The sequence below is a fragment of the Paraburkholderia sp. EG304 genome, from assembly GCF_046543485.1.
Lineage (GTDB): Bacteria > Pseudomonadota > Gammaproteobacteria > Burkholderiales > Burkholderiaceae > Paraburkholderia > Paraburkholderia youngii.
In genome coordinates, this window is the sequence record NZ_JBKGUA010000018.1 from 129,685 (window position 1) to 142,878 (window position 13,194).

Consider the following 13,194-nt stretch of genomic DNA (forward strand, 5'->3'; position numbering starts at 1 on the left):
TCAGGTGCGCCCCGGTAACGCGGCGCGCTCGTGCTCGCCAGTGGTCAAGGCGAGCACAGCTAGTGCGCACGCCGGCGCGAGCAGCGCCCAGAAGCCCGTGTACCGGTAGCCCAAAGCTCCGGCTATCGCCCCGATCGCGAATGCGACGATGGCTGGCATCATCGTCGCGAATCGTGCGTGCGCGGCTTCGCGGACGCTCTCGGCGGTGTCCGCCGAAAGCATGTCAACCATGTCGAGGATGGCTTGCGTGACGTTGCCCGTCATCACCGTATTCGGCACGCCGGGGCGCTTGATGAGCTTCGGGTGCGCATTCTGCACGCCCATCGCAAACGCGCCGACGATACCCGCCACCGTGACCGCGAGGCTTTCGGGCTGGGTGATGGGCGTCGCCCAGACGCCGGCGAGGCAATAGCCGAACATGAACACGGCCTGCACCGCATGAAGCAGACGCGCGCCCTGGCGCTCATACCGTTCGGAGAGCGATCGCACCAGCAGGCTGCTCACGACCACCCCGCCCACGAATGCGGGAAACACGATGAGCTTGAGCAGCACGCCCCGGCCGAAGCCCGCGACGCCCGCGCCGATCAGCACGAAGTTGCCCGTGACGTGCGCGGTGAACAACCCGAACAGCGCGACGAAGCTCAACGTATCGACGAAGCCGGCGACCGCGGCAAGGATCGTGTCCTCGGATTTCATTTCGACACGCTGGCGTGGATCTCGGCGACGTAGCCGCCAGGGAACTGGACCAGCGCGGCTTCGCGTCCGTCCGACGAGAACGGCGGCACGAGCACGGTCACACCAGCGGCCTTCGCCTTCTGCAGCGTCTCGTCGAGCTTCGAGACTTCATAGCCCGTGGTTTCCCGGCCGAACGGATAAGGCAGATGGCCATCCGTCACGAGCACGGTCATCTTGCCGAAGCCCGACTCGATGCGAATGCGGCGATAGGTGTCGTTCGGCCGGCCGATTTCGACGCCCGGCGCCTTGAGGTCATCGGACACCACCTTGCCGTGCGAGAACTTGACGAAATCGTGCACGAGCTTGTGCACGCTTTGCGGGGACACGTAGACGCGGTTCTCGGGAACGCTCTGCAGCGCATCGTAGTGCGGTGCCTGCGTATGCCAATACAGTTGCATGTTCAGGCCGCCCGGCCACTGGATGACCACGTCGCGACCGATCGGGTCGGGGAACGTGTCGACGATCACGTCCGCGCCGTGGGCGCGCGCAGCGTTCACGGCCGCGTCCATGTCGGTCACGAGGTAGCCCGTTCGCTCCTCGCCGAAGGGGTATGGCGTGGGCGTCTTGAAGCCGAATACGGAGATCGTGCCCACCGGCGTAAACACGAGTTGCGACATCGTCTGGCTGGGCGTGGGCGTCACCTGGAAAACGCCCTGTTTCGACTTGCTGCCACCGAACGTTGCAACGAAGCTGTCGGTGAAGCGGTCGTAGTCCTCCGGCGCGACATATACGTGCGTCGTGTCGTACTGCGGTGCGACGGCTACGGCCGGGGTCTCCGCCGCCATGACCGGCGGCTTGGCGAACGACACCGGCGCGGCGGCGAGACCGCCGGCAATCATCAAGGCGAGCAACGCCGAGCGAATGGTTTTCATCACGATATTCCCTTGTTGTTTCGTCATACTGTTGAAGCCATCAGGCGCGATCGCTGCCCGCGGCATTTCCTGAATCGCCGGACATGGTCGCGAGCACGAGTGCAGCGACGAGACCGAGGTGCTCGAAAAAACTGTTGAGCGCCATGAAGCGCGCGTTGCCGGTCTGGTTCCAGAAGTCGTTGGCAACCAGCATCGCGACCACGGTCAGCACGGCGAGTCCGCCGGCGCCGATCCATGTGTAGCGTCGCAACACCACGCACAGCGAACCGACGATCTCCACCACGACCGCGAGGCCTGCCCAAAGGGCGGGCGGATGCAGGCCGAAATGCGCCTGCTCGGCAATCGCCGCGTCGAAGTTCAACGCCTTGTCGATGCCGCCGATCAGGAACGCCGACACGAGCGCGAGGCGCACGAGCGGCCCTACCCACGGCTGCGAAAGCAGCGCGCGAACCCACGCGGGATTGCTTCGGGCAGTCATGGTCGCCATCTCAGACCGCCCAGCAGGAGCAGCCGAACGCGCCCCAGAAGCCCTTCGCGTCAGAGGTCGGCAACGCGCTGCTCCATGCGCGTGCGTGTGCATGGCCGTGCATGTTGCAGGCACTCGCGCAGCCGCACAGCGCCGCCGCGGCGGCTCCTTGCAGCGGTGCGCCGCTGCGCTGCGTAGCGCCCCAGCCGCCGTAGCCGCCATACTCGCGCACCGGCGACCAGTCGGGCATCGCCGGGGGAATCGGAAGGTCATACTGCGAGAACGGGCCCGCACCCCAGACGATCCTGCCTCCGACCACCGTCAGCAATGCGGTCGTATCGGCAATATCGTCCTCGGCGCACTTGAAGAAGTCGCGGTCCGGCACCATCAGGTCGGCGAGTTGTCCGACCGCGATGCGGCCTTTCTTGCCCTGTTCGTTCGAGAACCACGTGACGTACTCCGTCCACATGCGCAGAGCCGTTTCACGGTCGAGCAGGTTGCGCTGCGGATACATGCGCAAGCCCCCAACCGTCTTGCCGCTCACGAGCCACGCAAGCGACACCCACGGGTTGTACGACGCCACTCGCGTCGCGTCGGTGCCGGCGGATACCTTCAGGCCCTTCTCCAGCATCCTCGCGACCGGCGGGGTCGCTTCGGCTGCGCGCGCGCCATATTGCTCGACGAAGTATTCGCCCTGGTAGGCCATGCGGTGCTGGACCGCGATGCCGCCACCCAGCGCCGCGATGCGGTCCATTGAACGTTCGGAGACAGTTTCAGCATGATCGAAGAACCAGTTGATGCCCTCGAGCGGAATGTCCTTGTTGACCTTCTCGAACACGTCGAGCGCGCGGCTGATAGTTTCGTCGTAGGTGGCATGCAGCCGCCACGGCCAGCGATTCTGCGCAAGCACGCGCACCACGCCTTCGAGTTCGTCCTCCATCTCGGGCGCCAGCTCTGGGCGCGCCACGCGGAAGTCCTCGAAGTCCGCCGCCGAAAACACGAGCATCTCGCCCGCGCCGTTGTGGCGGAAATAGTCCGTTCCGTCGTGATACTTGACCGAGCTGGTCCAGTTCACGAAGTCCTCTTTCTCGGCCTTCGGCTTTTGCGTGAAGAGGTTGTACGCGATGCGAATGGTCATCTCGCCCGCGTCGTGCAGCTTGCGAATGACTTCGTAATCGTCGGGGTAGTTCTGTGATCCGCCGCCAGCGTCAATTGCACCGGTCACGCCAAGCCGGTTCAGATCGCGCATGAAATGGCGCGTCGAGTTGTATTGATACTCGGCCGGCAGCTTGGGGCCTTTCGCGAGCGTGGCATAAAGGATCGCGGCATTCGGATTGGCGAGCAGCAGCCCGGTCGGATTGCCCGCGCCGTCGCGCAGGATCTTGCCTCCCGGCGGCTCCGGCGTGTCCTTCGTATAGCCGACCACACGCAGCGCGGCTGCATTGAGCAGTGCGCGGTCGTACAGATGCAGGATGAACACCGGGGTATCCGGCGCCGCCGCGTTGAGCTCCTCGAGCGTTGGCAGGCGCTTTTCCACGAACTGGTGCTCGGTGAAGCCGCCGACCACGCGCACCCATTGCGGCGCGGGCGTGATCGCAACCTGCTGCTTGAGCATCTCCATGGCGACGGCGAGCGAGCGCACGCCGTCCCAGCGCAGCTCCATGTTGTAGTTGAGGCCACCGCGGATCAGATGCAGGTGGTTGTCGATCAGGCCGGGTAGCGCGGGCCGGCCAGCGAGATCGATGACTCTCGTCGCGCTGCCTGCGAGCGGCACGATCTCGGTATCGCTGCCGACCGCGACGAAGCGGCCGTCGGCAATCGCCACCGCGGTGGCGACCGGATTCGAACGGTCCAGTGTAGTGAACTGTCCGTTATGAAGAATGAGATCGGGTTGGGTACTGGTGGCACTCATGTGCGTTTCCTCGCTTGACTCAATACGTTTAAAAGCCGAACAACGACTTGAGGGATGGAACGGCTTGGGCGCCGATCAACATGCCCAACAGTCCGATGAGGGCAATCATCGGCGGCGCCGGCGAGCGGACCTTGATCACGCTGTAGATCACGCCAATCAGCACGCCCGCACCCAGTGACACCAGATACGATTCCATACGCTCACTCTCACTGTCAGATCGGAATGCAAGCCATCACATTCCGGTTAAAGCCGCCGGGTCAGGCTCGCTATTTCCCGGTAGTATTTGGCGGTCCTTATCTCAAGAAGAGATATGTCATACCTTCTTCGATTCGACTGCCGACATGAAAAACCTACCCGACCTCGAAGCCTGGGCCATCTTCGCGCGTGTTGCCGAGACCGGCTCGTTCGCGAAAGCCGCCGAACTGCTTGGCATCTCGAAACCGACAGTCTCCAAAGCGATCGCCCGGCTCGAGCAACGCCTCGGCGCAATGCTGCTGTACCGCACGACGCGCAAACTGTCGCTCACGGCGACAGGCGAGTCGCTGCGTGACCGGGCGATCCAGCTGCTTACGGACGCCGCTATATTCGAGAGCGAAACGTCCGCTCTCGCGCTCGAGCCGCACGGGCTCGTACGCATGGCCGCCCCTGCGTCGTTCGGCTTGCGCTATCTGGCACCCTTGCTCCCTGGCTTTCTCGAGCGCTACCCGAGCGTCGACGTCGATCTCGTGCTCAGCGACGAGCTGGTCGACATCGTGTCCGCCGGTATCGATATCGCGATCCGGATTGCCGATCTGGGTGATTCCTCGTTGCGGACAAGGCGACTCTGCGCGGTGCGCAGGCCGGTCGTCGCAGCGCCTGCCTATCTCGAGCAGCACGGGCGCCCGACGCACCCGCGCGACTTCGAGCGCCATCAGAGCCTCGTCTACACGAACCTGCAAATGCCGGAATACTGGCGCTTTCGCAACACGGTATCGGGCGACGAGTACACGGTGCCGCTGCACGCGCGCATTCGCACCAACAATGCCGAAGCGATCCTGCCGGCGTTGATCGCGGGGCGTGGCCTCGCGGTCCAGCCCGAGTATCTGGTGTGGGACGCGCTGCAGCGTGGCGAGCTCGAGCATGTTATGTGCGACTGGAAAGTCGCCGACGTCGACGTCAACCTGATGACGCCGCCTGGCATGCTTCGAACCACACGCGTTACCGTGTTGATCAACTTTCTCGTTGAACATCTGGCACACGCTCCCTGGGCCATGTCCGAGCCTTTGACGCGGGAGTGAGCGACGCCTTCGAACGGAACGCGACGCGACAGCTCCCGCAATCGTGACGAACGCGTTTATTTCGCAGGCACCGCTGCGAGCAACTCGTGCTGCACGCTCGTGCGCTGCGGGGACTTGTGGACCATCGTGTACGCATAGTCGACGCCCATGCCGTATGCACCCGAGTGTTCCTTGGCGATCGCCATGACCGCGTCGTAGGTTTCGCGGTGCGCCCAGTCGCGCTGCCATTCGAGCATCACCTGTTGCCACGTGACGGGCACGACACCGGCCTGCACCATGCGTTGCATCGAATAGTCGTGCGCGTCCTTGGACGTGCCGCCCGATGCATCAGCCACCATGTAGATCTCGTAGTCGCCTTCGAGCATTGCACAGAGCGCGAAAGTCGTATTGCAGACCTCCGTCCACAGGCCCGCCACGACCACTTTCTTGCGGCCGTTTGCGGCGAGCGCATCGCGGACCTTCTGGTCGTCCCACGAATTCATCGAAGTGCGCTCGAGCAGCTTGTGATCAGGAAATACGTCAAGCAGTTCGGGATACGTGAAACCCGAGAAGCTTTGCGTTTCGACCGTCGTGATCGTGGTCGGAATCTTGAAGACCTTGGCCGCCTTGGCGAGCGCGACCACGTTGTTCTTCAGCACCTGACGGTCGATCGACTGCACGCCGAAAGCCATTTGCGGTTGCTGATCGATGATGATCAGCTGACTGTTCTGCGGGGTCAGCACTTCAAGTTTCGGATTACTCATGATTTAAATGTCCTTTGAACCGGTGGGAGAAAAATCCACCTCGCCGCAATGATCGGGAGGATTCCAATGTGCGCTGAGCTGGTAGGGTGTCGTCCAGCTGCATGCATTTGACATGAAAAGGCGGGAAACCAACAACTAAAAAATCGAATTAATCTAATTCAAAAAATTTACCCTTAATAAACCTTAATCGGCCTTCTCTTAGGCTCTGGAAGCCGATACGCTTTCAACGACTTTTCCACGCAGAGCCAGCGCAACCCGATGCTAGTCAACGAGATCCGCAACATGAAACCCTACTTCCTTTCGCTTTGCGCCGGCTTGCTCGCCGGTATCGTTTACGCTGCGATCGGCGTGCAGTCGCCGGCCCCGCCCACGATCGCGCTGCTCGGCCTGCTCGGCATGCTGGCAGGCGAGCAGATACTTCCGCTCGCACGGCAGGTGCTATCGGGCCTGCATCTGGGCGCGGCATGGCGCGAAGCCAAATGCAGCCAGCACATGTTCGGGCGGCTGCCAGGCGCTCACGCATCCGACGCGGCCCCAAGAGACCAGCGATCATCGTGATGGGCTGCCACTCACACTCGTGCACGCTGCGTGATCCGCCGGTACACGAATGAACAACGTCGAGCTCTTTCAATACCTGCTGCTCCTGATCTGCGGCGCGGGCGCGCTGACCTGGCTCGCCGCTCGTGCCGCCATCCCGCCTGCGGTCGTGCTACTGACGGGCGGCTGCGTGATTGCAGTCGCCGGCAAGCGCGTGCCCGACATGGACCCCGACCTGCTGCTCGCGGCCGTGATGCCGCCACTGCTGATGTCGAGCTCGTTCTACACGGCGTGGAAGGAATTCCGGCAGTCAATCGGCACGATCGTCTCGCTCGTGCTCGGGGCTGTAACGTTCACGACGGTCGCGGTCGCCGCCACCGTGCACGCTTTCAATCCTGCCCTGCCATGGGCCGCGTGCTTCACGCTGGGTGCGATCGTCTCGCCTCCCGACGCCGTTGCCGCGAAGGCGATCCTGCAGCGCAACCCGCTGCCCGCACGACTCGTAGCGGTGCTCGAAGGAGAAAGCCTCGTCAATGACGCCTCGGGCCTGCTGCTCTACCAGATAGCGGTCTCGGCGGCGCTGGCGGCCACGGTCACCGTTGCGGGTGGAACGGGCCTGTTCTTCATGCTGACGCTAATCGGCATCGCGGTCGGTCTGGTCTGTGGCCAGGCGATGTGCTGGGTGCTGCCGCGTCTGCACGATCCCATGCTCGGCATCGTCGTGACCTTCATGGCGGCATGGGCGAGCTATGGCGTCGCCGAGGCCGTGCACGGATCAGGCGTGCTTTCCGTCGTGACCTGTGGCCTCGTGCTCGGCATCCGCCAGCATCGGGTCTTTGACGCCGACATGCGCATCAAGGCCAAGGCGACCTGGCAGGCGATCGTGTTCGTGCTGGACGCGCTCGTCTTCATCCTGATTGGGCTCGCACTGCACGGCATACTCGCGCGCGTGAATCACGAAGGCGCTGTATTGATGGCGGGCCTGCGCGTCGCGTTGCCGGCGACCGCGGCGGCGATCGTCGCTCGCCTCCTGTGGGTATTCGCGGCGCTTTGGCTACCGGGCCGCATCCGTGCGGGGACAGCGGGCGGCCAGCCGTGGTCGTTCGCCGAGGCGGTCGTGCTCGGCTGGGCCGGCATGCGCGGCGTCGTCAGCCTCGCAGCGGCGCTTGCGCTGCCGGGTAATTTTCCGGGCCGAGACCTGATCGTCTTCAGTACTTTCCTGCTCATCATCGCGACGCTCGTCGTGCAAGGCGCGAGCCTGGCACCTCTCATCCGCTTGCTGAAATTGCGCCCGAGCGCACGTCACACCATGTCCGAGCATGAGGCGCGGGCGCATACGTTCGGCGCGGCGCTCGCCGCGCTCGAAGAGACCGGCAAGCGCACCTCCGGCTTGGACCGCGCGACGCTCGATCGCCTGCTCGCCGAGTACCGGGTCCGCGTCGCGGCGAACGAAGACGCGCACGCCTCGGGCGCGGAGCGGGTCGCGCACCGCGCAGGCTTTCTGCGCGTCGAACTCGATCTGGTAGGCGTGTCGCGCGAGGCGTTGCTCGATCTCCATCGTGACGGCAAGGTGGACGACGGCGTGCTGCATCGCATCGAGTCCGAACTGGATCTCGAGGAGCTGCGCCTCTTACGCCTGCTCGAACCGTAGCGAGGCGCTCCCCGTACCGTTCAGGAAACCTCGCTCTCCTCTGCATCTCGACTGAGCCACGCATGAATCTGGCTCACGACCGCCGCGCCGTCTCCTACCGCCGCGGCCACCCGTTTCGGCGCGCCAGAGCGCACGTCGCCGATCGCGAAAAGGCCCGGCACGTTCGTCTCCAGTGGGAGACACGCCGAACCGTTGTTGGCCTCGGTGCGCCCGGTCAGGACGAATCCACGCTCGTCCAGTCGAACGCCGAGCGACGCCAGCCAGTCGGTGTTCGGGTCGGCGCCGATGAACAGAAACAGATACCGCGTCTCGATGATCTCGGCTCCTGATTGCCGATGGCGAACCCGAATGCGCGCGAGACGCCCGTCGTTCGCTTCCAGTGATTCGAGCGTGCATCCCGTGCAAATGGAGACATTCGAGAGCGCGCCGATTCGATCGATCAGGTAGCGCGACATGGTCGCTTCGAGACTATGGCCGCGTATCAGGACGCGTATGCTCTTGGCGAAGTTGGCGAGGAATACGACCGCCTGGCCCGCCGAGTTTCCGCCACCGATCAGCACGACGTCATGGCCTTTCACGAGACGCGCCTCGATCGGCGATGCCCAGTAGTAGAGCCCGGCGCCCTCGAAGCGGTCGAATCCGGGCATAGCAGGCTTTCGATAGGCGGCGCCGCTCGCAATGACGACCGTGCGCGCCCGAACGCACTGGCGATCGGACAGCCCGAGCATGAAGCGGCCTCGCGAGCGCTCGATACGCGTGACCGCGCTCGGAATGGCCACGTGCACGCCGAATTTCAGCGCCTGCTGGAACGCGCGCGCCGCGAGCGCCTGCCCCGATATTCCAGTAGGAAAGCCGAGATAGTTCTCGATACGCGCGCTCGCTCCGGCCTGGCCGCCGGGGGCGCGCTGGTCGAAGACCACGACGCAAAGGCCTTCCGTAGCCGCATAGACCGCAGCCGCGAGACCAGCCGGCCCGGCCCCGATGATTGCGATGTCATAGCATTGCGAAGCACAGAAGGTCGGCACGAGTCCGAGCCGTGTGGCGAGTTCCACTTCGTCCGGTGCTCTCAGGACCGATCCGTCCGGACAAAAGACGAGCGGGAAGTCGTCCGGAGTCGAGGTGAGGCCGGCAAGCAGCCCCACGGCGTCCGCATCGTTGCGTGCATCGAGCACCGCGGCCGGATAGGCGTTGCGCCGCAGAAAGCCTTGCAGACGAAGCAGCCGCGTGTCGTCGCCATGACCGACGATGACGGGACCCAGCCCCTGCTCGATGAGCCCGAGACGCCTCAGGATCAACGCGCGCATGATGTGCTCGCCGAGCTGGGCATCCGCGATGATCAGCTCCCGTAGCTGATCGGGCCTCAGCACGAGCGTATCGCAGCCGGTCATCGCGACCGCGTCCACGAGCGAAGGCTTGCCGGTGAGCTGGGCCATTTCAGCCATGAAATGCCCTTCGTCGTGCTCCGTTACGAGCGTGGTATGTCCTTGCGGGTCGCGCGAAGAGATCCGCACGCGTCCGCGCAACAGGATGAACAGCCCATCGGCGACGTGTCCCATCTGGAAAATCGAATCACCGGCGTTGAACGACCGTGAGCGGGCAAAGCGGCTCGCGCTAAGAATCTCGGTACCGGAAAGACGCGGAAACATCTGGTGCGCCCGATGTTCCAGAGACGAATATGGAACTTCAGGTTCGAGCGGGGTGATGCTCGTGTCGTCTGCGACAGTCATGTGCGCCTCGCCTGTTCCAACCATGCTCATGCCTCGCCGGCGTCGCCGCGGCTGCCAGCCTTGGGCACGCGGCGCGGGGTGAAACGATCGATCAGCTCGAGTATCTCTTCGGACGAAAAGGGTTTGTGCAAGAACGCACGCGCGCCCTGTTCCAGCGCCCGCCCAACGGACGCGTCGTCGCCGAGCGACGAGATGAATATCACCGGAGCATCGACGCCCCGTTCGAGCAGTTGCCGCTGAATCTCGAGCCCATTCGCGCCCTTCAGCTTCAGGTCCAGCAGAATGCACTCAGAGTGGCCGGCATGAGGGGAAGCGAGGAACGCCTCTCCGGAAGCAAACGGCGCGGCCGTATGACCGGCCGACTTCAGCAGACTCGTCAGACTCTTGCGTATCAATGCGTCGTCATCGATGATGCAGACAATAGCCATTTAATCTAGACCATATAGGTGTCGCGATATGGCGACCGCGCGGCGACCGTCAGCGCCATCGGTGAAGCTCGACGGGTGGCGGCCAGCGACGTTTCGGCTCCCGCATTCGAAAGGTAACGATCGCAAACATGTGCGCGCTCACCACCCTGCTCGAGTTTTTCGAGCGCATAGAGGCGCACCCACTCCAGCAATGAATAGCATTTCGACTCGCCCGTCGCGTGTACTACGAGCAACGACCTGGACGCGAGGCTGACCACGCAGTCAAGCACGGCGTCGCGGCCTAGTTGCTCGCAGCAAGCGAGCGCGCAGGCAGCTTCGAGCCTGAACGTACCCGGGAACACGGCGAGGCGCCGCAATACGGTACGCTCGACCTCGCTGAGAAGCTCGTAGCTCCACTCTATGGTTGCCCGCAGCGTCCGTTGCCTCGGATGCGCGGTGCGCAAACCACCCGAGAGCGACAGCAGCGATCGGTCCAGATCCGCGACGAGCCCCTTGACGCCGAGCGACGCAGCACGTGCGGCCGCAAGCTCCAGGCCCAGGGGCAAGCCGTTGAGCCTTTGGCATACGCTCGCAATGGCCCTTAGCGTTTTCGAGTCCTCGACGAACTCCGCCCCAACCGCACGCGCGCGCGCGATGAACATCCTGACGGCGCCGCACGTCGCAAGATCGCTGTCGCTCGCCCCGGCATCGGGGACGGCGAGCGGGCCAACCCGATAAATGCGTTCGCAGGCGACCCGCAAGGGCTCCCGGCTCGTTACGAGCATCGACGCCCCCGAGTTCGACGCGGCGATCGCCTCGCAAATGCCCGCAAGATCATCCGCGCATCGCTCGGCGTTGTCGAACACGAGCACGAACTTGCGAGCGGCGATTTCGCGCAATACGTCACCCATGCCGCCCTCGCAGGCTTGCACTGAACCACGCAGCGCACCCAGTACCGCGGCCACGAGCGCTTCACGTCCGGCGAGGTTGGCAAGCTCGATGTGACACGCCCTGGTGCCGCGCGAACACGCGAGAGCTGCAGCGGCTTCCAGAGCGAGGTGCGACTTGCCGACCCCGCCCGTGCCCACCACCGTCACGAGCAATTCCCGCTCGATCAGGCTCCGAAGCTCCGCGGTTTCGCTTTCGCGGCCAATCAACGGCAATTTGCGCGGCACGGAAGCGGGCACGGGCACGGGCACGGCATCCCATGCCGATGCGCGCGTGCCGTCGGCGGGCGGCGCGAACCGGTATCCCCTGCCCGCCTCGGTCCGGATCCAGCCGTACTTGCCGCCGAACAGCTTGCGCAGCGTCGAAACGTGGACCTGAATGTTATTCTCGACGACGATCGTGTTCGGCCACACGGTACGCATGATCTCGTCCTTTGTGACCAACCCTCCCTCGGCACCGATGAGAAGTTCCAGGATCTCGAACGCCCGCACGCCGATATGCACAGGCTGGCCATCGGCGAACACTTGACGGCATTCGAGAGAGACCGTCACTCGACCAAAATTGAGCATTTCGCACTCTCTCCACACGTCCGCCGGTGCCTTGCGGCACGGCCAACCTGCCAGATTCAACTGCCGCGTTCATGATTCGGCGGCAGTGCGGCAGGGCTTGAACGTATGCTAGTGTGCGAACGCAATCCGAACCATTATCCATAGGTCTAAGATCCCTTCGACCCATGTCGTCGAGCCGCGCCGGCCGGGCGCAGCCCGACCCTTCACGCGGCGCGCTGGCCTCAGCGCGCTAGCGTCAACTTTACGGTCAGCCCAGGATGGCAGTCCTCGAGTCGAAGTTCGCCGCGATGCAACGTCGCGACTCCTTTGACGAGGGCCAGCCCCAACCCCACGCCAGGGGTCCCGCGGCTGGCGTCACCGCGGTAGAACCGTTCGGTTACCTTGTCTTTTTCGGCATCGGGAACGCCTGGCCCGTCGTCGCTCACGCTCGCCTCGATCACGCCGTCATAGTCGCGTACCGCGACATCGACGCGTGTGCGCGCAAACTTCAGTGCGTTGTCGATCAGATTGCCGATCGCCTGCGCGACCAGCAAAGGGTCCACCAACGCGGGCAGACTGTCCGGGCAATGCAGCGACAGGGTGAGAGAGCGCAGTTCCGCCAGCGGCTGATAAAACTCCACGGCTTCCGAAACGATATGGACCACGTCGCTGGGCAAAAATCCGGAGTTACGCAGTCCCGCATCGATTTCAGCGAGCCGCAAAAGCGCGTTGAAGATGCCGATGACACGATCGATGTCAGCCAATGCGCTTTCAAACCGCTCCAGCGTTTCGACATCGACCTTCTTCTTCAGGTCGAGGATCATCACCTCCATCCTCGAACGGAACTCGGTCAACGGGGTCCGCAAATCGTGAGCGATGGCATTCGACGTGTTGCGAACGCTATGGATCATCTCGATCAGCGCTTCCTGCGCGGCTTCGCGGCTGCGCACTTCTTCCTGGAGGCGCGCGTTCTGCTCTTTGAGGGCTTTTTGCAGCCGCCCCAGCTTCAGGTGTGTTTTTACCCTTGCGAGCAATTCCGCCATTTGCAGCGGCTTGGTCACATAGTCGACTGCGCCGACGTCGAAGCCGGACGTCTTGTCCTCCGTCTGGGAAAGCGACGTCATGAAGATGACCGGAATCTCACTGGTTTGCGGATTTGCCTTCAATCTCCGACACACCTCGAAGCCATCCACGCCGGGCATCATGACATCGAGCAAGATCAGATCCGGGCACACGAGTTCGGCCCGCCTGAGCGCTTCTTCTCCATCACGGGCAATCGAGACCCACAGGTCGTTGCTTTCCAGAAAGTCAACCACGAGGCCCAGATTCGACGCCATATCGTCGACCACCAGCACGAGCGGCGGATTGTTA

Annotated in this window: 13 protein-coding genes; 3 read left to right on the forward strand and 10 right to left on the reverse strand. The window is 63.7% G+C overall.

The window, feature by feature from the left end; genetic code table 11:
• From ACLFKU_RS22060 to ACLFKU_RS22080, 5 genes are read right to left on the reverse strand one after another with little or no spacing between them, the layout of a single operon-like run.
• Nucleotides 1–696: a YoaK family protein gene (locus ACLFKU_RS22060; protein ID WP_410850477.1), complete on the reverse strand. Its 696-nt coding sequence runs from the start codon at nucleotides 694–696 to the stop codon at nucleotides 1–3.
• Nucleotides 693–1,607 carry a glyoxalase gene (locus tag ACLFKU_RS22065; protein ID WP_368582178.1) on the reverse strand — a complete coding sequence of 305 codons (915 nt, stop codon included), beginning with the start codon at nucleotides 1,605–1,607 and terminating at the stop codon, nucleotides 693–695. The genes ACLFKU_RS22060 and ACLFKU_RS22065 overlap by 4 nt, the downstream gene beginning before the upstream one ends.
• A 40-nt stretch (nucleotides 1,608–1,647) precedes the next feature.
• Nucleotides 1,648–2,094 (reverse strand): DoxX family protein, encoded by a 447-nt coding sequence (locus ACLFKU_RS22070; protein WP_410850478.1) that lies wholly within the window; start codon nucleotides 2,092–2,094, stop codon nucleotides 1,648–1,650.
• Nucleotide 2,095: 1 nt separating this feature from the next.
• A complete protein-coding gene (locus ACLFKU_RS22075; RefSeq protein WP_410850479.1) occupies nucleotides 2,096–3,985 on the reverse strand; it encodes an amidohydrolase in 1,890 nt (629 codons plus the stop codon).
• 28 nt (nucleotides 3,986–4,013) lie between these two features.
• On the reverse strand, nucleotides 4,014–4,181 hold the full coding sequence (locus ACLFKU_RS22080; RefSeq protein WP_368582181.1) for a DUF1427 family protein: 168 nt from the start codon (nucleotides 4,179–4,181) through the stop codon (nucleotides 4,014–4,016).
• Nucleotides 4,182–4,326: 145 nt separating this feature from the next.
• Between ACLFKU_RS22080 and ACLFKU_RS22085 the strand changes: the two genes are divergently transcribed.
• The gene (locus ACLFKU_RS22085; RefSeq protein WP_410850480.1) at nucleotides 4,327–5,262 is read left to right on the forward strand and encodes a LysR family transcriptional regulator; all 936 of its coding nucleotides are present in this window, start codon (nucleotides 4,327–4,329) and stop codon (nucleotides 5,260–5,262) included.
• Nucleotides 5,263–5,318: 56 nt separating this feature from the next.
• Here the strand turns inward: ACLFKU_RS22085 and ACLFKU_RS22090 are convergent, their stop codons facing one another.
• Nucleotides 5,319–6,005, reverse strand: coding sequence for a hydrolase (locus tag ACLFKU_RS22090; protein ID WP_368582183.1), 687 nt, complete (start codon nucleotides 6,003–6,005; stop codon nucleotides 5,319–5,321).
• Nucleotides 6,006–6,287: 282 nt separating this feature from the next.
• Here ACLFKU_RS22090 and ACLFKU_RS22095 point away from each other — a divergent pair, with 282 nt between their 5' ends.
• Both ACLFKU_RS22095 and ACLFKU_RS22100 read left to right on the forward strand, forming a co-directional pair.
• The gene (locus ACLFKU_RS22095; protein ID WP_368582184.1) at nucleotides 6,288–6,563 is read left to right on the forward strand and encodes a DUF1427 family protein; all 276 of its coding nucleotides are present in this window, start codon (nucleotides 6,288–6,290) and stop codon (nucleotides 6,561–6,563) included.
• A gap of 49 nt (nucleotides 6,564–6,612) precedes the next feature.
• Nucleotides 6,613–8,193, forward strand: a complete 1,581-nt coding sequence (locus ACLFKU_RS22100; RefSeq protein WP_410850481.1) for a cation:proton antiporter — start codon at nucleotides 6,613–6,615, stop codon at nucleotides 8,191–8,193.
• Nucleotides 8,194–8,213: 20 nt separating this feature from the next.
• On the opposite strand, the gene ACLFKU_RS22105 is transcribed toward ACLFKU_RS22100, so the two are convergent.
• From ACLFKU_RS22105 to ACLFKU_RS22120, 4 genes are all read right to left on the reverse strand, one after another.
• Nucleotides 8,214–9,920: an FAD-dependent oxidoreductase gene (locus tag ACLFKU_RS22105; protein WP_410850482.1), complete on the reverse strand. Its 1,707-nt coding sequence runs from the start codon at nucleotides 9,918–9,920 to the stop codon at nucleotides 8,214–8,216.
• 26 nt (nucleotides 9,921–9,946) lie between these two features.
• Nucleotides 9,947–10,348 (reverse strand): response regulator transcription factor, encoded by a 402-nt coding sequence (locus tag ACLFKU_RS22110; RefSeq protein ID WP_410850483.1) that lies wholly within the window; start codon nucleotides 10,346–10,348, stop codon nucleotides 9,947–9,949.
• A gap of 5 nt (nucleotides 10,349–10,353) precedes the next feature.
• Nucleotides 10,354–11,844: a winged helix-turn-helix domain-containing protein gene (locus ACLFKU_RS22115; RefSeq protein WP_410850484.1), complete on the reverse strand. Its 1,491-nt coding sequence runs from the start codon at nucleotides 11,842–11,844 to the stop codon at nucleotides 10,354–10,356.
• A gap of 221 nt (nucleotides 11,845–12,065) precedes the next feature.
• A complete protein-coding gene (locus ACLFKU_RS22120; RefSeq protein ID WP_410850485.1) occupies nucleotides 12,066–13,178 on the reverse strand; it encodes a response regulator in 1,113 nt (370 codons plus the stop codon).
• Nucleotides 13,179–13,194 lie beyond the last annotated feature (16 nt).